The sequence below is a fragment of the Xenorhabdus sp. BG5 genome (assembly GCF_015163665.1).
Classification (GTDB): domain Bacteria; phylum Pseudomonadota; class Gammaproteobacteria; order Enterobacterales; family Enterobacteriaceae; genus Xenorhabdus.
In genome coordinates this window covers 79,729-99,451 of sequence record NZ_JADEUG010000013.1, presented here as the reverse complement: position 1 = coordinate 99,451, position 19,723 = coordinate 79,729, and the positions used below count along the sequence as shown (strand labels likewise).

General features: G+C 43.1%; 18 protein-coding genes and 1 other annotated feature. Of the genes, 12 read left to right on the top strand and 6 right to left on the bottom strand.

Annotated elements, in window-relative coordinates; genetic code table 11:
* The first annotated feature begins 368 nt into the window (after nucleotides 1–368).
* A complete protein-coding gene (locus tag IQ209_RS09065) occupies nucleotides 369–1,097 on the top strand; it encodes an ATP-binding cassette domain-containing protein (RefSeq protein ID WP_193850995.1) in 729 nt (242 codons plus the stop codon).
* Nucleotides 1,098–1,162: 65 nt separating this feature from the next.
* Here IQ209_RS09065 and ettA read toward each other — a convergent pair whose 3' ends face one another.
* Nucleotides 1,163–2,830 (bottom strand): energy-dependent translational throttle protein EttA, encoded by a 1,668-nt coding sequence (gene ettA, locus IQ209_RS09060; RefSeq protein ID WP_193850994.1) that lies wholly within the window; start codon nucleotides 2,828–2,830, stop codon nucleotides 1,163–1,165.
* A gap of 180 nt (nucleotides 2,831–3,010) precedes the next feature.
* On the opposite strand from ettA, the gene IQ209_RS09055 reads away from it, so the two are divergent.
* From IQ209_RS09055 to trpR, 4 genes are all read left to right on the top strand, one after another.
* Nucleotides 3,011–3,256 (top strand): AbrB/MazE/SpoVT family DNA-binding domain-containing protein, encoded by a 246-nt coding sequence (locus IQ209_RS09055; protein ID WP_193850993.1) that lies wholly within the window; start codon nucleotides 3,011–3,013, stop codon nucleotides 3,254–3,256.
* A complete protein-coding gene (locus tag IQ209_RS09050) occupies nucleotides 3,256–3,606 on the top strand; it encodes a type II toxin-antitoxin system PemK/MazF family toxin (RefSeq protein WP_193850992.1) in 351 nt (116 codons plus the stop codon). The genes IQ209_RS09055 and IQ209_RS09050 overlap by 1 nt, the downstream gene beginning before the upstream one ends.
* Nucleotides 3,607–3,971: 365 nt before the next feature.
* Nucleotides 3,972–5,891 carry a murein transglycosylase gene (gene sltY / locus IQ209_RS09045; RefSeq protein ID WP_193850991.1) on the top strand — a complete coding sequence of 640 codons (1,920 nt, stop codon included), beginning with the start codon at nucleotides 3,972–3,974 and terminating at the stop codon, nucleotides 5,889–5,891.
* A gap of 54 nt (nucleotides 5,892–5,945) precedes the next feature.
* Nucleotides 5,946–6,269, top strand: a complete 324-nt coding sequence (gene trpR, locus IQ209_RS09040) for a trp operon repressor (RefSeq protein WP_193850990.1) — start codon at nucleotides 5,946–5,948, stop codon at nucleotides 6,267–6,269.
* 83 nt (nucleotides 6,270–6,352) lie between these two features.
* Here the strand turns inward: trpR and yjjX are convergent, their stop codons facing one another.
* Complete coding sequence (yjjX, locus tag IQ209_RS09035; RefSeq protein WP_193850989.1) at nucleotides 6,353–6,880, bottom strand: inosine/xanthosine triphosphatase; 528 nt, start codon at nucleotides 6,878–6,880, stop codon at nucleotides 6,353–6,355.
* A 54-nt stretch (nucleotides 6,881–6,934) separates the two neighbouring features.
* Here yjjX and gpmB point away from each other — a divergent pair, with 54 nt between their 5' ends.
* Nucleotides 6,935–7,582, top strand: a complete 648-nt coding sequence (gene gpmB / locus IQ209_RS09030; protein ID WP_193850988.1) for a 2,3-diphosphoglycerate-dependent phosphoglycerate mutase GpmB — start codon at nucleotides 6,935–6,937, stop codon at nucleotides 7,580–7,582.
* Here the strand turns inward: gpmB and robA are convergent.
* A complete protein-coding gene (robA, locus tag IQ209_RS09025) occupies nucleotides 7,579–8,460 on the bottom strand; it encodes an MDR efflux pump AcrAB transcriptional activator RobA (RefSeq protein ID WP_193850987.1) in 882 nt (293 codons plus the stop codon). The two genes, gpmB and robA, sit on opposite strands and share 4 nt — an antisense overlap.
* A 630-nt stretch (nucleotides 8,461–9,090) precedes the next feature.
* On the opposite strand from robA, the gene creA reads away from it, so the two are divergent.
* Nucleotides 9,091–9,567: a protein CreA gene (gene creA / locus IQ209_RS09020; protein ID WP_193850986.1), complete on the top strand. Its 477-nt coding sequence runs from the start codon at nucleotides 9,091–9,093 to the stop codon at nucleotides 9,565–9,567.
* A gap of 112 nt (nucleotides 9,568–9,679) precedes the next feature.
* Here creA and arcA read toward each other — a convergent pair whose 3' ends face one another.
* On the bottom strand, nucleotides 9,680–10,396 hold the full coding sequence (arcA, locus tag IQ209_RS09015; protein WP_047766739.1) for a two-component system response regulator ArcA: 717 nt from the start codon (nucleotides 10,394–10,396) through the stop codon (nucleotides 9,680–9,682).
* A gap of 690 nt (nucleotides 10,397–11,086) precedes the next feature.
* Nucleotides 11,087–11,206: a sequence feature (Thr leader region), on the top strand.
* Nucleotides 11,207–11,231: 25 nt separating this feature from the next.
* On the opposite strand from arcA, the gene thrA reads away from it, so the two are divergent.
* Genes thrA through thrC form a run of 3 tightly spaced genes read left to right on the top strand, consistent with a single transcriptional unit; the run spans nucleotide 11,232 to nucleotide 15,933 of the window.
* Entirely contained in the window at nucleotides 11,232–13,706 is a 2,475-nt protein-coding gene (gene thrA, locus IQ209_RS09010; RefSeq protein WP_193850985.1) for a bifunctional aspartate kinase/homoserine dehydrogenase I, read from the top strand.
* Entirely contained in the window at nucleotides 13,688–14,638 is a 951-nt protein-coding gene (thrB, locus tag IQ209_RS09005) for a homoserine kinase (protein WP_193850984.1), read from the top strand. The genes thrA and thrB overlap by 19 nt, the downstream gene beginning before the upstream one ends.
* Nucleotides 14,639–14,640: 2 nt before the next feature.
* The gene (gene thrC, locus IQ209_RS09000) at nucleotides 14,641–15,933 is read left to right on the top strand and encodes a threonine synthase (protein WP_193850983.1); all 1,293 of its coding nucleotides are present in this window, start codon (nucleotides 14,641–14,643) and stop codon (nucleotides 15,931–15,933) included.
* A 167-nt stretch (nucleotides 15,934–16,100) separates the two neighbouring features.
* On the opposite strand, the gene yaaA is transcribed toward thrC, so the two are convergent.
* A complete protein-coding gene (gene yaaA, locus IQ209_RS08995; RefSeq protein WP_193850982.1) occupies nucleotides 16,101–16,877 on the bottom strand; it encodes a peroxide stress protein YaaA in 777 nt (258 codons plus the stop codon).
* A 170-nt stretch (nucleotides 16,878–17,047) separates the two neighbouring features.
* Here yaaA and tal point away from each other — a divergent pair, with 170 nt between their 5' ends.
* Together tal and mog are read left to right on the top strand one after the other, a co-directional pair.
* Nucleotides 17,048–18,001 carry a transaldolase gene (gene tal, locus IQ209_RS08990; RefSeq protein ID WP_193850981.1) on the top strand — a complete coding sequence of 318 codons (954 nt, stop codon included), beginning with the start codon at nucleotides 17,048–17,050 and terminating at the stop codon, nucleotides 17,999–18,001.
* A gap of 122 nt (nucleotides 18,002–18,123) precedes the next feature.
* On the top strand, nucleotides 18,124–18,699 hold the full coding sequence (gene mog, locus IQ209_RS08985; protein WP_193850980.1) for a molybdopterin adenylyltransferase: 576 nt from the start codon (nucleotides 18,124–18,126) through the stop codon (nucleotides 18,697–18,699).
* A 300-nt stretch (nucleotides 18,700–18,999) separates the two neighbouring features.
* Here mog and IQ209_RS08980 read toward each other — a convergent pair whose 3' ends face one another.
* Nucleotides 19,000–19,641 (bottom strand): metalloregulator ArsR/SmtB family transcription factor, encoded by a 642-nt coding sequence (locus tag IQ209_RS08980; RefSeq protein ID WP_193850979.1) that lies wholly within the window; start codon nucleotides 19,639–19,641, stop codon nucleotides 19,000–19,002.
* Nucleotides 19,642–19,723: the final 82 nt, after the last annotated feature.

The following is a 19,723-nucleotide window of genomic DNA, read 5'->3' as shown; positions in this document are numbered from 1 at the left end:
CAATAACGGAGGTAATAATAAGTAACATTAAAATATTAACAAAATATAAAATGACTTTTCCCTTATTATAAAAGTGGAATAAAAATAGAAGAATTTATGCTATTTTTATTTTTTCATTGTTGCCTTAAGCATAATTCATTAATATTTTTGATTTTTTATTCCAAGACTAAGAAACATCTCATTTATTAGATAGTCATTGTAAATAATAATTGACATAAGATGAGTATATCCTTGGTGAAGATGTTTCGCATATAGACTATTTTTATTCGCATAATACCATAAGGATATCAAGTGTTATTACGAATGAATTTAGACAGCATATGTTTAAGGAAAAAGCTTTAATCTTTTAACCTAATTGTGTTGAGAATATGAACTTGAATCAATTTAAATCGATTGAGGTTATCAATATTTCATATGGTTTAACTGATGCTACAGTTAATCATGAAATGATTTCAAATATCACATTTTCTATTATACCAGGTGAAATTACTTTGATAACAGGGCCGAAGGCATCGACTAACTGTACAGTATTGTCGATTGCATCGGGTATGTTACAACCAGATCAAGGAGATGTATTAATTAATAATAACAAGTTGAAACTAATGAATGATGTGGAATTAGGAAAGTTTCATCATGAAAATAGTGGGTTTATTTTCCAAGATTTCAATTTATTTAGTGAACTCACTCTCTTAGATAACTTGTTATTATCAACGTCTTATGGATTGTCACTTGCTCGCGAGCAAGCCGAAAAAATCGCGCAAAAATCGCTGGAGATTGTGAAATTAGGCGATAAAAGCCGTTATTATCCAGGGGAACTGTCTGAAAACGAAAAACAATTGGCAGCAATGGCGAAAGCCATAGTCAGAAGACCTGAATATTTATTTGCAGATGACCCAACACGCAATTTAGATCATCAGGCATTTCAGACGTTCATTAATATCTTTAAATTTATTGCCCATGAGCAGAAAGGTACGGTTGTCATTGCCTCCCAGGATAGACGCCTGATGCAACATGTAGATAGCGTTATCACTTTAGCAAGTGGAAAGGCAACTAAGACTTATGAATCCATACTGGAACAACGAGTTTTAGTGTCGTAATAACAACAAGTTAGTTACTATCAACAAAAAAACGGCCTGATATCAGGCCGTTTTTTCTGCCAGACTTACTTGCTTATCTTTTTATATTTAATGCGGTGAGGCTCCAGTGCTTCCGCCCCCATAGTCCGCTTCTTGAACTCTTCGTATTCGCTGAAGTTTCCTTCAAAGAAGGTGACTTTACCTTCATCCTGATAATCAATGATGTGTGTTGCGATACGATCAAGGAACCAACGGTCATGGGAAATAACCATCGCACAGCCTGGGAATTCCAGCAGGGCGTTTTCCAATGCACGCAAAGTTTCGACGTCTAAATCGTTGGTTGGTTCGTCAAGCAGTAACATGTTGCCGCCAACTTGCAGCAGTTTAGCTAAATGCAGACGACCACGTTCACCACCAGACAATTCACCAACACGCTTGCCTTGATCTACGCCTTTAAAGTTAAAACGCCCAACATAGGCACGGCTCGGAATTTCAAAGTTGCCGATACGCATAATATCTTGACCACCAGAAACTTCTTCCCAAACGGTTTTGCTATCATCCATGCTATCGCGGAACTGCTCAACAGAAGCTAATTTAACCGTTTCACCCAGTGTAATTGAACCAGAATCTGGCTGCTCCTGACCGGACAACATACGGAACAGCGTTGATTTACCTGCACCGTTCGGGCCGATGATCCCAACAATAGCCCCTTTTGGCAAAGAGAAATTCAAGTTGTCGATCAGTACGCGATCACCATAAGACTTGGTTAGATTAGTGACTTCCAGCACCTTGTCCCCCAAACGTGGGCCAGGCGGAATAAACAATTCGCTGGTTTCATTACGTTTCTGGTAATCAACACTATTCAGTTCTTCAAAGCGCGCTAAACGTGCTTTGCCTTTTGCCTGACGTCCTTTCGGATTTTGGCGGATCCACTCAAGTTCTTTCTCAATGGATTTACGACGAGCCGCTTCTGACGCCGCTTCCTGTGCCAGACGTGCATCTTTTTGTTCCAGCCATGAAGAGTAGTTACCTTCCCACGGAATACCTTCACCACGGTCAAGCTCCAAGATCCAACCAGCAACGTTATCAAGGAAGTAACGGTCGTGGGTGATCGCAACCACTGTGCCTTCATAATCGTGCAGGAAGCGCTCCAGCCATGCGACAGATTCAGCATCAAGGTGGTTAGTGGGTTCGTCAAGCAGCAGCATGTCTGGTTTTTCCAACAACAGCTGGCAAATTGCTACACGACGGCGTTCACCACCAGACAGCTGTTCAATCTTCGCCTCCCATGCAGGCAGACGCAGAGCATCAGCCGCTCGCTCAAGCTGATTATCCAAATTGTGGCCGTCATGGGATTGGATAATCGCTTCCAGCTCACCTTGCTCTTTTGCCAGCTTATCGAAATCCGCATCTGGATCAGCATAAGCAGCATAAACTTCATCCAGGCGAGTCAGTGCATTTTTAACTTCGCTAACAGCTTCTTCCACAGCTTCACGAACCGTATGTTCAGGATTAAGCTTAGGTTCTTGCGGCAGATAGCCGATTTTAATACCCGGTTGTGGGCGTGCTTCTCCCTCAATTTCTTTATCAATACCCGCCATGATGCGCAGTAAAGTAGATTTACCAGCACCATTGAGGCCGAGAACACCAATTTTTGCTCCAGGGAAAAAACTCAGAGAAATATTTTTCAGAATATGCTTTTTAGGAGGAACAACTTTTCCCACACGATGCATACTATAAACAAATTGAGCCAATGTCGTTTACCTTTTGATTATCTGCTTAATGGATCTGGTATTGTACGACTTCTTTTTAACTTGCCAACTGAGGAAGTTGGATCTTTCTCACTGTAATCGCTGTTCTGCCTTTTTTATCACCTTGTCATTCTCACAGATAGAAGTATATACTATGTATAAACATTCACTATGGAGGTTTGTATGTCTACTGCCATTAAAAAATGGGGGAATAGTCAAGGAATTATTATACCTACCCATATCCTCAATCAGGTTGGTCTGAAAACCGGTGAAGCGCTGGATATGCAGGTTGATTCTGGAAAAATTATTTTAACTCCAAAGAGAAAAAGGAAAATCTTCTCTGAGAGTGCGTTGCTTGCAGATATTAATGAGCATAATTCTCATGTGGATGAATTAGCAATCACGACCAGCACGGAGTTAGGTTCATAATGTCACCTTACTTACCTAAAAGAAATGATATAATTTTCCTTGATTTTGAACCCGTTAAAGGAAAAGAGATCGGTAAGTACCGACCGGCACTTGTTCTTTCAAGTGAGGAATACAATAAAAAAACTGGGTTAGTCATTATATGTCCAATTAGTACAAGTATCCGTGGCGGAATGACTGAAGTGCCAGTAAATAATCTGGAAAAAGCAAGCGTTGTTGCTGCAAGCTTGATTCAAACATTGTCATGGAAAGACAGAAAATCTCAGTTTGTCACTGAAGCTGAATCCGATGTGATGGACGAGGTTTTGGCTCGATTGATTTCATTGATTGGCGCAAATCATTTTTTCGAATAACCCAACCCACCTCGTACGGATTTCTCTTTTCTAGTGCCGCTTAACTGCGGCTTTATTACGTCTCAATTTTAATATGCCGCAGTTCCTGCTGAGATTCCGCACGCCTGGAGCAAATAAATGTTGCCTTTTGATTCAAAAATCATTTGTGTTTATCGAGCTTGGATGGCGTATTTTACCTATCCTATTATCAAATAACACTTTTTCAGTGTTTTCCATTTGGTATGACAATTGTAATAACTCATATCAATAATATGATTATAATTACATAACATCTTAACAATTCACTTGGACAACGCACCTGAGCAAAGCATTTAGACACAGGGTAATTGGACACTGATAGTAGTCTTCCGAAGGGGTATGTGGCAATGAGTAAGTGGCAGCATTTCATAATGGCTGTGAGTATGGTTTCTGTTGTTGCTGGAGCGGCACATGCCGATTCTCTGGATGCCCAACGTCAACGATATCAAGCAATAAAGCAGGCATGGGATGCAAAAAATAGCGCGGAAGTGGCACGTCTGATGCCAACGCTGAAAAATTATCCCCTGTATCCCTATCTCGAATATCGTCAATTATCCCAGGATCTGGCAACGTCCACGCCTCAGCAAGTTCAGCACTTTATTAATATTCACCCTACCTTGCCACCAGCACGTTCGCTGGCATCACGATTTATCCATGTACTGGCAAACAATGGTGATTGGAGCAGCATCCTGGTATTCAGTCCTAATCCGCCAAATACAGTTGCAGAACGCTGTGATTATTACTTTTCGCAATGGGCTACGGGACACCAACAAGTCGCCTGGCAAGGTGCTCAAGAAATTTGGCTCAATGGCAACTCATTACCTGATAGTTGTGATAAACTACTTGCTGCTTGGGATCAGGCTGGATACCTGTCTACAAATTTAATTTTGCAACGTATCGAATTGGCGATGAAAGCCAATAACACCCCTCTTGTTACCTATCTTGCCAAACGCTTGCCATTGCGTCATCAAAGCTTGAGTACGAATTTACTGAAGCTGCAACATGATCCAGTATTCATTGAACAATTTGCCACAACTGCCACACCAACCGACTTCACCCGCTCAGTTATCATAACGAACTTTTCCCGATTTGCCCGCACAAATGCTGAACTTGCCAGAGTAAGCATCCCTACACTTGTTCGCGCACAAAAGATGAATGACGCCGAACGACAGCAATTAAAAGATATTGTCGCATGGCAATTGATGGGAGACATTACACCAGAGCAGGCAAAATGGCGGGATGATACTATTCGTGATTCACACTCTATAAAATTAATTGAGAGACGTGCTCGCTTAGCATTGAGGGATGGCGATCATTCTGGGCTTGAAAGATGGATTTCGTTGTTGCCGCAAAAAACGTTGCAACGAGATGAGTGGCGATATTGGCGTGCTATTATTCTGCTCAATCAAAGGAAAAGCGCAGAAGGTAACGCGATATTACGTAAACTGACCGAACATCGTGGTTTTTATCCCATGGTGGCAGCCCAGAAATTACATATTTCTTATCCTCTGACCATCAATAAATCAGAGAGACCCGATCGTTCCATTGCCAATATGCCAGCAATTAAACGCATCCGGGAGCTGCTGTATTGGAATATGGATAATTTGGCACGATCAGAATGGCTCCTCCTGGTTGCTTCGCAAGATCGCGTGAAACAAGAACAGTTGGCTCGTTATGCATTTGAGCAGCACTGGCCCGCATTCAGTGTACAAGCTACCATTGCGGGAAAAATGTGGGATCACCTTGAAGAGCGTTTCCCGATGGCGTGGCAAAACGAATTTGCAAACTTCACGTCAGATAAAAATATTTCACAAAGTTATGCTATGGCAATTGCCCGTCAGGAAAGTGCCTGGGATCCACAGGCCCGTTCTTCCAAAGGAGCCAGTGGATTAATGCAGATCATGCCCAAAACCGCCGAACATACCGTGAAGAGTGGGAAAATTCAGGGTTATGTCAGCAGCAATCAATTAATGAACCCGATTACGAATATTAAAATTGGCACCGCTTATCTGGAATCAGTCTACCAGCGTTTTGACAGTAACCGTATTCTTGCCAGTGCCGCTTATAATGCCGGCCCTGCAAATGTTGAGCGTTGGTTAGCTAACACCGCTGGGAACATCGATCCCATCGCCTTTATTGAGAGCATTCCTTTTGCGGAAACGCGCTCTTATGTCAAAAATGTTCTTGCCTACGACATGTTCTACCATAATTTTATGGGGAAAATGCCAAATGTGCTGACAAATGCGGAATGGCAAAGACGTTATTAATTTAAAATAAATATGGTATGCTACCGTACTAGTTCAATAGTATGGTAGTGAATTATGGCACAAAATCATTTGATTGATCCGGCGCTTTCTCCGGAAGATAGTGATGACTGGCTCACTTTTGTTGAGTTGTTAAAAATAGCATTTGAACAAAATTTGCAACATTCTATTTTGCAGCTATTATTGACTCCCGATGAACGTACCGCTTTATCAACTCGGGTTCGGATTATTCAGGAATTGATGCGTGGGCAAATGAACCAGCGCGAACTGAAAAATGGGCTAGGCGTTGGCATTGCGACAATTACACGTGGTTCTAATAGCTTAAAGAACGCACCGGCTCATGTTAAAAAATGGCTGGAAAATCAGTTGCTAACTGATTGACAATAACCACGATAAAATAACAAATTAAATAATGCAGCGGGGGCCGTCTAATCGCGCCCCCAAACAACGACATACCGTTAAGATTAATTATTCGACTCTTTGTAAATTTCATGATGGATAGGCACCAGAGCCAGTATCAGAGCTTGATGATAAACGCTGGTACGCGTCAGAATACCATGGGTAAAAAAGCCAATCGCACCACCTTTCTGCTTAATATTATCGACGCCAGTAACATCCGCCATTTCATGGCCAAGTTCGCGTCCTTGACGAATGCCTTCCAGGACTTTTTCTGGCAACATCAAACTAGCAGAACGCGATTCTCCCCGAATTTGTTTATGCTCAACAACCATCCAGGCAAACGTCATATCATCTTCAATTCCTGCTTCAACGCCAACCCAAAAATCAGCCTCTGGCCGGACCTGGCGAGCAGCCATAACCCGATGACGGGCACCTGTGCGGGTTTCAGTATTACCCATGGGTTGTTGAGGTACACTACTGTCTACATTAACATCTTCGATATGGTAAGTGCCTGGGCCAAAAACATCATCGAATGCAAGGCTAATCGCTTTTATCTTCGCAGGGTTAGTTGTTGCTGCAATAACGTGGTACATATAAATAAATTATCCTTTGAATTATTTCATGATGCAGTATAACGGAAAATAACTATGTTACAGGTCTATCTTGTTCGTCATGGCGAAACCGAATGGAATGTGGCTCGTCGTATTCAGGGGCAATCTGACAGTCCTTTGACTGAAACTGGTCGGCGCCAAGCTCACTTGGTCGCGCAGAGAGTTAAATCAGAAAACATTACCCATGTTATCACCAGTGACCTTGGTCGGACACGCCAAACAGCAGAAATCATCGCGAAAGCCTGTGGCTGCGACGTCATACTGGAACCACGCCTGCGAGAGTTAAATATGGGCGTTCTGGAAAATCGAGAACTAACGTCTCTCACATCAGAAGAAGAATCCTGGCGTAAAAGTCTTGTTGATGGTACACCAAATGGACGGATCCCAGAAGGTGAATCGATGCATGAAGTGTCTACCCGTATGCGGGCCGCACTGGAAAATTGCCTTAACCTGCCTGCGGGTAGTCGTCCACTGTTGGTCAGTCATGGAATAGCACTCGTCGGTTTGATCTGCTCTATTCTGGGCCTTCCCGCTAACTCAGAACGCCGTCTACGGTTGAGAAACTGTTCCATCTCACGGGTGGATTATCAGGATAGCCCGTGGCTGGCCCCAGGTTGGATAGTTGAAACAACGGGCGATATCACTCATCTGGATATGCCCGCCTTGGATGAATTACAAGGTTAACGTTCAATTGGGATGAGATACTCAAATTCCACAATATGATTTTGTGTCTCATCCCCAAGATTTTTCCATTCAAGGTTGGTGAGGTAATATCGCTCGACATCGTATCCCTTTCTGCGAGTTATGTTTAGTGTAGGCAGACAGACGCCATAAACTGTAAAGAGAAACTCTTGTAACTGCTCTTTATCACCAAAATAACTGAATGAAATATAATCTCCACTCGGCAAGACGACGGGACGGCTATCTTTGGTATCAAAGGTAGCATATTCTGGTTCTATAGCTGTGGTATAGAACACTGTCTGTTCATCTTCACTCTCCGTACAAAGGGTCGTATGGTGTAATCCATAAAGTCTCGGTGGTAATACTTCTGCATCCTGTAGATAGTTAATCCAAAACTCATGACGCATATTCTTGCAATCTTCTGACCACTGCTCAAGCGTGTAACTGCACGTGTGCTCAGTGCCGATAAGTGACTTCTCTTCCAATGTGACAAATTTGTGTTCTGGCAGAGGTTTGTTATCCAGCAAGATAGGAGGATGTATTCCTTTTGCGCACCACTCTTCGCTACGACGATAGGCTGCTGGTGTTCGGTCAAACTGTTTTTTAAAAGCTCTTGTGAAAGTTTGTTGAGAATCGAAGCGATATTGCAAGGCAATGTCCAAGATAGGACGGCTGGTTAAACGTAATGCGACGGCGGCTCTGGATAATCTTCTCGCACGGATATAAGAACCTATTGCTTGGCCTGTTACCTCCTTGAACATGCGCTGCAAGTGCCATTTGGAGTAACCTGCTTTTGCTGCAACGTTATCAAGAGATAATGGCCGATCCAGATTATTATCCACCCAATGCAGCAAGTCTCGAATGATGTTGGTTTGATCCATACATCTCCCTCAGTCATTAAGACAAAAAGAAAATCATATAAATGTAAAACAACTTATTAGTTTGAAAACTAAAAGTTTTTTCCTAAAAACAGATATTGTGTAGTTTGATCAATAATCAACACCTATACTTTTCCCAAAATAAACCTAGATTATAATTTCCCTGAGTGTTGTTGCCGTATACCTATTCCAGCAATTGATTGTTAATGTTTACTATAACTATTGGTTAGTTATTCTTTAGGTACAATATGCCAAGATAATTCTATTAGGCATATTGATTGTTGCATTAATGTTATCAACAAACCCTCAATGAATTAAACAAGCTTTTGCTTGGAATAAATTAATAGCAGAATCGGTAATATGTCAAGCCTTGTCTTGATAAATAAGCCAATAATATGAATTATAAGAGTAAATATATTTACTACTGACGTGCGGGATGTTGACCTAACGCCAATGGCATAACTTTTTAAAGACCATTACTTACTCGTCTTGGGTGTATATTCAGCTATAATGCCCTGATTTTCCATCACAGATACATTCACATTGGAAATGATTTAATTAAATTTATTGCGTTACATTATATGTGAATGAGAGATCTTTTCACTGTATTTATTTAATTCAATTGGACTATATATGGTAACAATGAAGAAATTGGTGATAGCGGCTACCTTACTCTTTTCTCCTGCGGCTTTGCATGCTGAAGAGATCGGCTCTGTTGACACAGTGTTCAAACTTTTTGGCCCTGATAACAAGATAGTGATAGAAGCCTTTGATGATCCTGACGTTAAAAATGTCACCTGTTATCTGAGCAGAGCCAAAACTGGAGGACTTAAGGGAGGATTGGGATTGGCAGAAGATACCTCTGATGCAGCCATATCTTGCCAGCAAATTGGCCCGATTGAATTGGCAGATAAGATAAAGAAATCGCCTAAGAAAGGGCAAGTTGTCTTCCAGAAACGCACTTCTTTGGTATTTAAAAAATTGCAGGTTGTACGCTTCTACGATCCAAATCGTAATTCGCTAATTTATTTAACTTATTCTGACAAAGTGATCGATGGTTCCCCTAAAAATGCAATCAGTGCTGTACCGATTATGCCGTGGAAAGAGTGAATAACTCACCACTGAGGCAAGCACCGACTAAAAGAAAAGCCCTGATGCCATAAGACATTCGGGGCTTTTTAAGATACGCCATTTAGAAGATATACCTATAAAAAGGTATCAATCATTCTTCTAAATCACCACAGAAACGGTAACCTTCACCGTGGATGGTCGCAATAATTTCTGGAGTATCTGGTGTCGATTCGAAGTGTTTACGAATACGGCGAATAGTCACATCAACAGTACGATCGTGAGGTTTCAATTCGCGGCCCGTCATTTTTTTCAACAATTCTGCACGGGTTTGGATTTTTCCTGGATTCTCACAGAAATGAAGCATCGCACGGAATTCGCTACGCGGCAGTTTGTAATGATCTCCCATCGGGCTAACCAAAGAGCGGCTATTGATATCCAGCTCCCATCCATTGAATTTATAACTTTCAACTTGGCGACGCTCTTCTCCTGGAGGACTCAGGTTCATTGTCCGCGAAAGTAAATTACGTGCACGGATGGTTAATTCGCGTGGGTTAAATGGCTTAGTTATATAATCATCAGCACCGATTTCGAGACCAAGAATTTTGTCCACTTCATTATCACGGCCGGTTAAGAACATCAACGCAACATTTGCCTGCTCACGTAATTCACGGGCAAGCAGTAAGCCATTTTTACCTGGCAGATTGATATCCATAATGACTAAATTGATATCGTTATCTGACAGAATGTTGTGCATTTCTGAACCATCATTGGCTTCATAAACAACATACCCTTCAGCCTCAAAAATACTCTTAAGGGTATTGCGTGTGACAATTTCGTCTTCAACAATCAAAATGTGCGGGGTTTGCATGGTTGCTACCTAAAATCGCTAAAAAACAGAATCTGTATGACACAAGCTGTTATTATTAAAAGAAAATATGCTGATCTTGTTCTGAATGACAGAAAACCAGCTTATGCCCGAAATAAACGTTTTGATATGTTTTACGCTAAAGCTTGCGTCGCTTTCCTAGAGGGTACATACCCGATTTAAACGAGGCTTCTATATTAGTCTATTAACAGCAATATAACAGCTAGTAATGCATTTGCCTTCTAAAAAAACTAACTTTTGTTGATACATATCAAAATCAATTGTAGCACGTTAACATTAATTGTAATTGTTAATTTTAATTTGGGTCATTTGTTATTAATTTGAATAAATTATGTTAATGGATGTTGAAATGTCGTGAATACTTGAAGAGATTCGCTCGACACTGAAATATCCAGATGACACGTTTTTATCATAAAGACAAAATAATTACAAAATATGTTTTTTGTAAAATTAAATGCTATTAAATAAGCTGACTAACCAAATAATGATTTGTCATTTGGGTTATATTTTGAATAATTTCGATACGGAAAATGACGTTTTTTCCTTCTTTCACTACAAAAAATATTTGACATTGACCACAATTTAATTTAACCAATAGGGGGTCAAGCGAATTAAAAAGACAGACAGGAAACTATGCACCACATCAGCTCGAAAAAAATGGTTCTTGCAAACACCATGACAACCATTACTACAACCACGATTACCACCGGAACCACGAGTTGCGGTGCGGGCTGACGCATACACATAAAACAACAATAAGCCCGTATCCTACAAGATACGGGCTTTTTTTTGGACAGAAATCAGGAGAAGAACATTAATGCGAGTATTGAAATTTGGCGGAACCTCAGTTGCGAATCACCAGCGTGTACTGAGTGTTGCAGATATCGCCGAGAATGCGTTATCCCTTGGGCAAGTTGCTTTAGTACTCTCTGCACCGGCAAAAATCACAAACCATCTGGTGGCGATGATCGAAAAAACGGTTGCAGGGCAAGATATTGTTTCTAATATGAGCGATGCTACCCAAATCTTTGCGGATTTGCTGTCAGGATTGAAAGAGCAACAACCCAGGTTTGATCATGAACGTCTGAAAGGGCTAGTAGAACGTGAGCTCGCCAGCCTTAAACAGACGCTGCACGGCATTTCCTTGTTAAAACAATGCCCAGATAGCATTAATGCCTCCCTGATCTGTCGTGGCGAAAAACTGTCGATTGCCATCATGGGATCCGTGCTACAGGCTCGTGGTCATAAAGTAACTGTTATTGATCCGGTCAAGAACCTTTTGGCACATGGACATTGTCTCGAATCCACCGTTGATATCCCTGAATCTTCCAAACGCATTGCGGCACTTAACATTCCTGCTGACCACATCATCCTGATGGCGGGTTTCACTGCGGGCAATGAAAATGGTGAATTGGTCGTGTTGGGACGCAACGGCTCTGACTATTCAGCCGCAGTATTGGCGGCATGCCTGCGGGCAAATTGTTGTGAAATCTGGACGGATGTAGATGGTGTTTACACGTGTGATCCAAGGGCGGTGAAAGATGCGCGCTTGCTGAAAAGCCTGTCATATCAAGAAGCGATGGAATTGTCTTATTTCGGTGCGAAAGTCCTTCATCCTCGTACTATCGCCCCGATTGCCCAGTTTCAAATTCCTTGCCTGATAAAAAACACGTCCAATCCCGATGCACCAGGTACTTTTATTGGCGATGCGCTCATTGATGATGGACAAAAAGACCAGAACATGCCGATTAAGGGCATTACCAATCTGGATCATATGGCAATGTTCAACGTTTCCGGCCCTGGCATGAAAGGTATGGTCGGGATGGCGGCACGGATCTTTTCCGTCATGTCACGCAAAGGTATTTCCGTTGTGCTAATCACGCAGTCCTCGTCAGAATACAGCATCAGCTTCTGTGTACCACAAAAAGAATTGGTAAAAGCACAAAAGGCACTGACAGAAGAATTTTATCTGGAGCTGAAAGATGGTGTGCTTGATCCCATCGACGTGATCGACAATCTTGCCATTATTTCTGTCGTTGGCGATGGTATGCGTACTCAACCAGGAACTTCTGCCCGCTTTTTCTCCGCATTAACACGCGCCAATATCAACATCATTGCCATCGCGCAAGGCTCTTCTGAACGTTCTATTTCCGCCGTCATTGAAAATGATGCCGCGACTACGGCTGTTCGTCTCTGCCATCAAATGCTATTTAACACTGCTCAGGTTGTTGAAGTCTTTGTTGTCGGTGTGGGTGGTGTAGGCAGTGCATTGATCGAGCAAATACGTCGCCAGCAAACCTGGCTCAAACAGAAACATATCGATTTGCGCGTCTGTGGTATTGCCAATTCCCGCGCTTTATTGACTGATGTGCAAGGCATCTGCCTGAATAACTGGCAGCAGGCACTGTCAGAAGCCACTGAACCTTTTAGCTTGAGTCGTCTGATCCGCCTTGAAAAAGAGTACCATCTCCTGAATCCAGTCATTGTGGACTGTACTTCCAATCAGTCGATTGCGGAACAATATGCGAGCTTCCTCAGCGATGGCTTTAACGTTGTCACGCCCAATAAAAAAGCTAATACCTTATCAATGGCTTATTATCGCCAAATCCGTCAGGCCGCAGAAAAATCGAAACGTAAGTTCCTGTATGACACCAACGTAGGGGCTGGATTGCCGGTTATCGAAAACTTACAAAATCTGCTTAATGCCGGTGATGAATTAGTGCAGTTCAGTGGCATCCTGTCAGGTTCTCTATCCTATATTTTCGGTATGCTGGATGAAGGTATGACGCTGTCACAAGCGACCCTACTGGCCAAAGAGAAAGGCTTTACTGAACCCGATCCACGCGATGACCTCTCCGGCATGGATGTTGCGCGAAAGCTGCTGATTCTGGCACGTGAGGCAGGTTATGAACTGGAACTGGAAGATATTCATGTTGACCCCGTTTTACCCATATCGTTCGACGCCAGTGGCGAGGTTGACAGTTTCCTGCAACGTTTGCCACAACTGGATCAGGAATTTAGCCAACGTGCGGAACAAGCCGCAGAACAAGGAAAAGTCTTACGTTATGTTGGCTTAATTGAGCAAGGCCGTTGTACAGTGAAAATTGTTTCCGTTGATGGCAACGATCCACTTTATAAAGTCAAAAATGGCGAAAACGCGCTGGCTTTCTACACCCGTTATTATCAACCCATTCCGCTGGTATTACGTGGTTATGGCGCAGGAAATGATGTCACGGCAGCCGGCGTTTTTGCTGATATATTACGCACTCTGTCATGGAAATTGGGGGTTTAATGGTTATCAGGGTTTATGCGCCTGCCTCTATCGGGAACGTTGGCGTCGGATTTGATGTGCTTGGCGCAGCAGTTTCTCCCATTGATGGTTCGTTACTTGGAGATTGTGTCTCCGTAAGTGAAGCTGATAGTTTCAGTTTGAATAATAAAGGACGATTTGTTAGTAAATTACCTGCCGATCCCAAACAAAATATTGTCTACCAATGCTGGCAGCTTTTTTGTCAACGACTGGGAAAAGACCTGCCCGTTACCATGACATTAGAGAAAAATATGCCGATCGGTTCGGGATTAGGCTCCAGTGCCTGCTCTGTCGTCGCCGGTTTAGTGGCATTGAATGAATATGCTGGCCGCCCATTTAACCCACACCAGTTGCTGGAGATGATGGGAGAATTAGAAGGACGCATTTCCGGTGGTGTTCATTATGATAATGTCGCTCCCTGCTATTTAGGCGGATTGCAATTGATATTATCTCAGGAAGATACTACCTGTCTGCCTGTTCCCTCGTTTGATGATTGGCTGTGGGTTATGGCTTACCCTGGCATCAAAGTATCGACAGCAGAAGCCCGTGCAATCCTGCCTAATCACTATGCCCGTAAGGACATCATTGAGCATGGACGTTATTTTGCTGGTTTTATCCATGCCTGCCATACCCAGCAATCAGCATTGGCTGCCAAATTAATGCAAGATGTTGTGGCAGAACCTTATCGCACACAACTTTTACCCGGCTTTGCTAATGCACGTAATGCAGTCAAAACATTGGGGGCGCTGGCATGCGGCATTTCCGGCTCCGGCCCGACACTTTTTGCAATTTGTCATGAAATGGCTGTAGCAGAAGAGGTTGCACACTGGCTGCAACAACATTACGTACAGAATGACGAAGGCTTTGTACACATTTGCCGTCTGGATCTCGCAGGCGCACGACAGGTAAAGTAACCATGAAATTATATAACTTAAAAGACAACAGTGAGCAGGTCAGTTTTTCACAGGCGGTAAAACAAGGGTTAGGTAAACAGCAGGGCCTCTTTTTTCCGCAGGATTTGCCAGAATTCAGCCGTAATGAAATTGACGATTTATTGAAATTGGATTTTGTCAGCCGCAGCCAACGCATTCTCTCTGCTTTTATTGGCGATGAAATTCCCACAGAACAATTGGCAGGCCGCGTAAAAAACGCGTTTGCCTTCCCTGCCCCTGTAGCGGCTGTCGAAGATGACATCGCTTCACTGGAGCTTTATCACGGCCCGACACTGGCTTTCAAAGACTTTGGCGGCCGTTTTATGGCGCAAGTTCTTGCCCAGATTGCAGGAGAACAGCCCGTCACGATTCTAACTGCAACATCCGGTGATACCGGCGCCGCAGTGGCCCATGCTTTCTATGGTTTGAATAACGTACAGGTTGTGATCCTTTATCCCGAAGGCAAGATCAGTCCGTTGCAGGAAAAACTCTTCTGCACTCTGGGTGGTAATATCCATACGGTTGCTATTAAGGGGGATTTCGATGCTTGCCAGGCATTGGTCAAACAGGCTTTTGATGACGAAGGACTGAAACAGGCTTTACATCTCAACTCAGCTAATTCAATTAACATCAGCCGCCTACTGGCACAAATCTGTTATTACTTTGAAGCCGTTGCGCAGATCCCCGCAGAAAAACGTGAGCAATTGGTCATTTCCGTCCCAAGCGGCAATTTTGGTAATTTAACCGCCGGGCTGCTGGCAAAATCATTAGGACTACCGGTAAAACGTTTTATCGCGGCAACCAATGTCAATGACACCGTTCCTCGTTATTTAGCGGCAGGTCAGTGGCTGCCATATCAGACCATTCCGACGCTGTCCAATGCTATGGATGTCAGCCAGCCCAATAACTGGCCGCGCATTGAAGAACTGTTCAAACGCAAAGGTTGGGCACTGCATGAACTGGCAAACGGGGTTGTGGATGACGCGACCACTCAAAGCACCATGCGCGAACTGGCGGCAAAAGGCTATATTTCCGAACCACATGCTGCCATCGCTTATCGTATTTTGCGGGATCAATTACAAGAAGGGGAATATGGCTTGTTCCTGGGGACTGCCCATCCAGCCAAATTTAAGGAAAGCGTCGAAGCCACTCTCAGCCAGCAATTACTCTTACCCCAAGCGTTAGCTGAGCGCGCAGATCTGGACTTGTTATCCCACTTTATGCCCGCTGATTTCTCAACATTGCGTGAATTTTTGATGGAAAAAACATCGAAATAACATGGCACTTATCACTCCACCGATAAATAGGTGGAGTGATATCATGCTGAGTTCTATACGCATTAAACTTCAATTTACAACACTATGAAACCTGATTTCTCCCCCGCTTCGCGGGGAGAAATCTCACGCATCTTGAAGTTAGATGGGTATATATATTGAAAACTAAATTAATTCTGCTCAGAACGCTTAAATACCAACTCATCTCTCTTGGAGAGAGATTCATCAAAAGTGTATCCTTCCAGATTGAACGCCACCAGCTGCGCGGGATCAGTCAATTGGTTCTGAATAATAAAACGGCTCATTAGGCCACGGGCTTTTTTAGCATAGAAACTAATGACCTTGTATTTGCCATTTTTTTCATCCAGAAAAACAGGTTTGATAACTCTGGCTGCCAGCTTTTTGCTATTTACTGATTTAAAATACTCATCTGATGCCAGATTGACCAGAACATCATCACCTTGCTGTTCCAGTGCTGCATGTAAATTTTCAGTGATGCAATCACTCCAAAACTGATACAGATCTTTACCACGTGGATTTTCTAACTTAATACCCATTTCCAAACGATAAGGTTGCATCAAGTCGAGAGGACGCAAAACGCCATACAAGCCAGATAGAATTCTTAAATGTGTTTGAGCAAAATCAAAATCATCATCAGAGAAAGTTTCAGCCTGCATACCGGTATAAACATCGCCTTTAAATGCCAAAATCGCCTGACGGGCATTTTTTGGTGTGAAATGGGGCTGCCATTCACCAAAACGAGCAGTATTCAATCCCGCCAACTTATCACTAATACTCATCAAACTGCCGATTTGCGCAGGCGTTAAAATCCGGCAAATCTCGATCAGTTGTTGGGACTCTTCCAATAACAGCGGTTGGCTGAACTTTTCTGTTACGAGCGGACTTTCATAATCGAGTGTTTTTGCCGGTGAAATGGTAATAAGCATTATTTTTTCCTAATAATCCAGATTTTCCTCACTTTAGCAAAAAAGAACAAAAAGAGGCGAATCTCACAATAGAATTTTCCTACCTTACAGCCGTGCCTGACCATGTTATTATCACAAGATGGCGAGGCAACGTTGCCAAAGATTTTACGTATAACGATGAGATATTAAACATGACCGATAAACTGACTTCCCTGCGTAAACTGACAACAGTAGTAGCAGATACCGGGGATATTGAGGCGATGAAACTGTATCAGCCGCAAGATGCGACCACCAATCCTTCCCTGATTTTGAATGCAGCTCAAATTCCAGAATACCGCCAACTGATCGATGAAGCTGTTGAATGGGCGCGTGGTCAAAGCGATTCCCGTGAACAACAAGTTATTGATGCCAGCGATAAATTGGCCGTCAACATTGGTCTGGAAATTCTGAAACTGATCCCTGGCCGTATCTCCACTGAAGTTGATGCACGCCTGTCTTATGACACCGAAGCGAGCGTAGCGAAAGCAAAACGTCTGATCAAACTGTACAACGAAGCAGGTATTAGCAACGATCGCATTCTGATCAAACTGGCTTCCACCTGGCAAGGTATCCGTGCTGCGGAGCAACTGGAAAAAGAAGGCATCAACTGTAACCTGACTCTGTTGTTCTCCTTTGCTCAGGCACGTGCTTGTGCAGAAGCGGGTGTCTACCTGATTTCTCCATTTGTTGGCCGTATCCTTGACTGGTACAAAGCAAATAGCGGCCAGAAAGAATTCGCACCGCATGAAGATCCAGGCGTGATTTCTGTTACTGAAATTTATCAGTACTACAAAGAGCACGGTTACAACACGGTTGTTATGGGTGCCAGTTTCCGTAACGCGGGTGAAATTCTGGAACTGGCAGGCTGTGACCGCCTGACAATCTCTCCAGCACTGCTGAAAGAGCTGTCAGAAACAGCGGGTGAAGTTGAGCGTAAATTGGGTTATGAAGGCGAAATCAAAGAGCGCCCAGCACCAATGACTGAAGCTGAGTTCTACTGGAACCACCACCAGGATGCAATGGCAACCGAAAAACTGGCAGAAGGTATCCGCAAGTTTGCAGTAGATCAAGGCAAACTTGAAGGTATGATCGCTGATTTGCTGTAATCTCAAGCGATACGCTATTTTTTCTTGCATAAAGGCGACGTAATAGGTCGCCTTTTGTTTACTTCAAGTTGCAGCCAACAAATTTTATTATTTTCCTATTATTATAATTAATTGAGGTTTGTATGAATGTATTGCGCATTGGCCTCGTGTCTGTTTCTGATCGTGCTTCAAACGGTGTTTATCAGGATAAAGGGCTGCCCGCACTGGAAACATGGCTGGAAAAAGCGATTACCACACCTTTTAGCGTAGAAACCCGCCTGATCCCTGATGAGCAAATCCTGATTGAACAAACATTGTGTGAATTGGTCGATGAACTGGGATGCCATTTGGTACTCACCACTGGAGGAACAGGGCCTGCTCGTCGCGATGTCACGCCAGATGCAACGCTGGCAATTGCTGATCGTGAAATGCCAGGATTTGGGGAACAGATGCGTCAAATCAGCCTTCAATTTGTGCCAACAGCAATCCTGTCCCGACAAGTCGGCGTGATCCGCAATCAAGCGCTGATTCTCAACCTTCCCGGACAACCGAAAGCCATCGCAGAAACACTAGAAGGATTAAAAGATGAAAATGGTAAGGTGTTGGTAGCGGGAATTTTTGCCAGTGTTCCCTATTGCATCCAACTGCTGGATGGTCCTTATGTGGAAACGGATGAAAACGTTGTCGCCGCGTTCAGGCCGAAAAGTGCACGTCGTTAAAAGTCCACATGTTGCTATTAGTCATTGAATACCATAAAGGTTCTGAACAGACCAGAACCTTATGGATAAAAAATAGAATTATTCACCCAAACTACGGCCATTGGTTTCAATCACCTGCTTATACCAATAAAATATAGCCAAGTAATAAAGGAAAAAATAAAACAGCGAGTCACTGGCTGCATACCCGATACGATAAGTACTGCTGCCAGGTGTTAGCCAATGAAATACAATAGTAACGGCAAGCAAGCCTTTTAAGAAGCCATTACCCCTAAAAATGGAGTACTGCCTGTGCTTTAAAAATCAAGACTTCGTTTCGATTCGCATTCCGGCCTCTTTCCAACCCGAAAATCCTTTTTTAAACCGACGAGCTTGAATTCCCTTAGCACGAAGCAATGCGAGGGCATTGGCAGAAAGTACGCAATAAGGGCCACGGCAATAGGCGATCAATTTCTGATGAGTTGCCAATTCATCCAGTCTGTTCTCCAGCTCATCAACAGGAATATTAATGGCATCAGGTAAGTGACCTCGTTCAAACTCTTCTTTTGGTCTGACATCCAGTAATATCGTGCTGTTTTCCTTAATTCGGTCCAACAACTCATCCCATGAAATTATTTCCTGATTGTTTGAATCATCAATCAATCTGCGCATTTCTTCGCGGTTAAATTCGGCATATTGCTGGAGTATCGAAATAACTTCCATAATGGGCCCTTCGCTCTGACGATAAAGCACATGTTTGCCTGATTTACGGGACTGAAGTAACCCTGCACGTTTGAGTTGCTGAAGATGCTGAGAAGTATTAGCAATTGACAAACCGGAAAGCTCTGATAGCTTTTCCACGGAGTGTTCAGTGTTAACCAAACATTCAAGCAGTACCAACCGATGAAGATTTCCTAGTACCTTAGCAATTTCCGCAATCTCGACAATAAGTTGTTTATCAAACATTGACTTTACACTTCCACCATTATTACACTCAATGCATAAATTGAATGTAATGGTATCAGAGTTTCTATGCCATTTCGAGTGC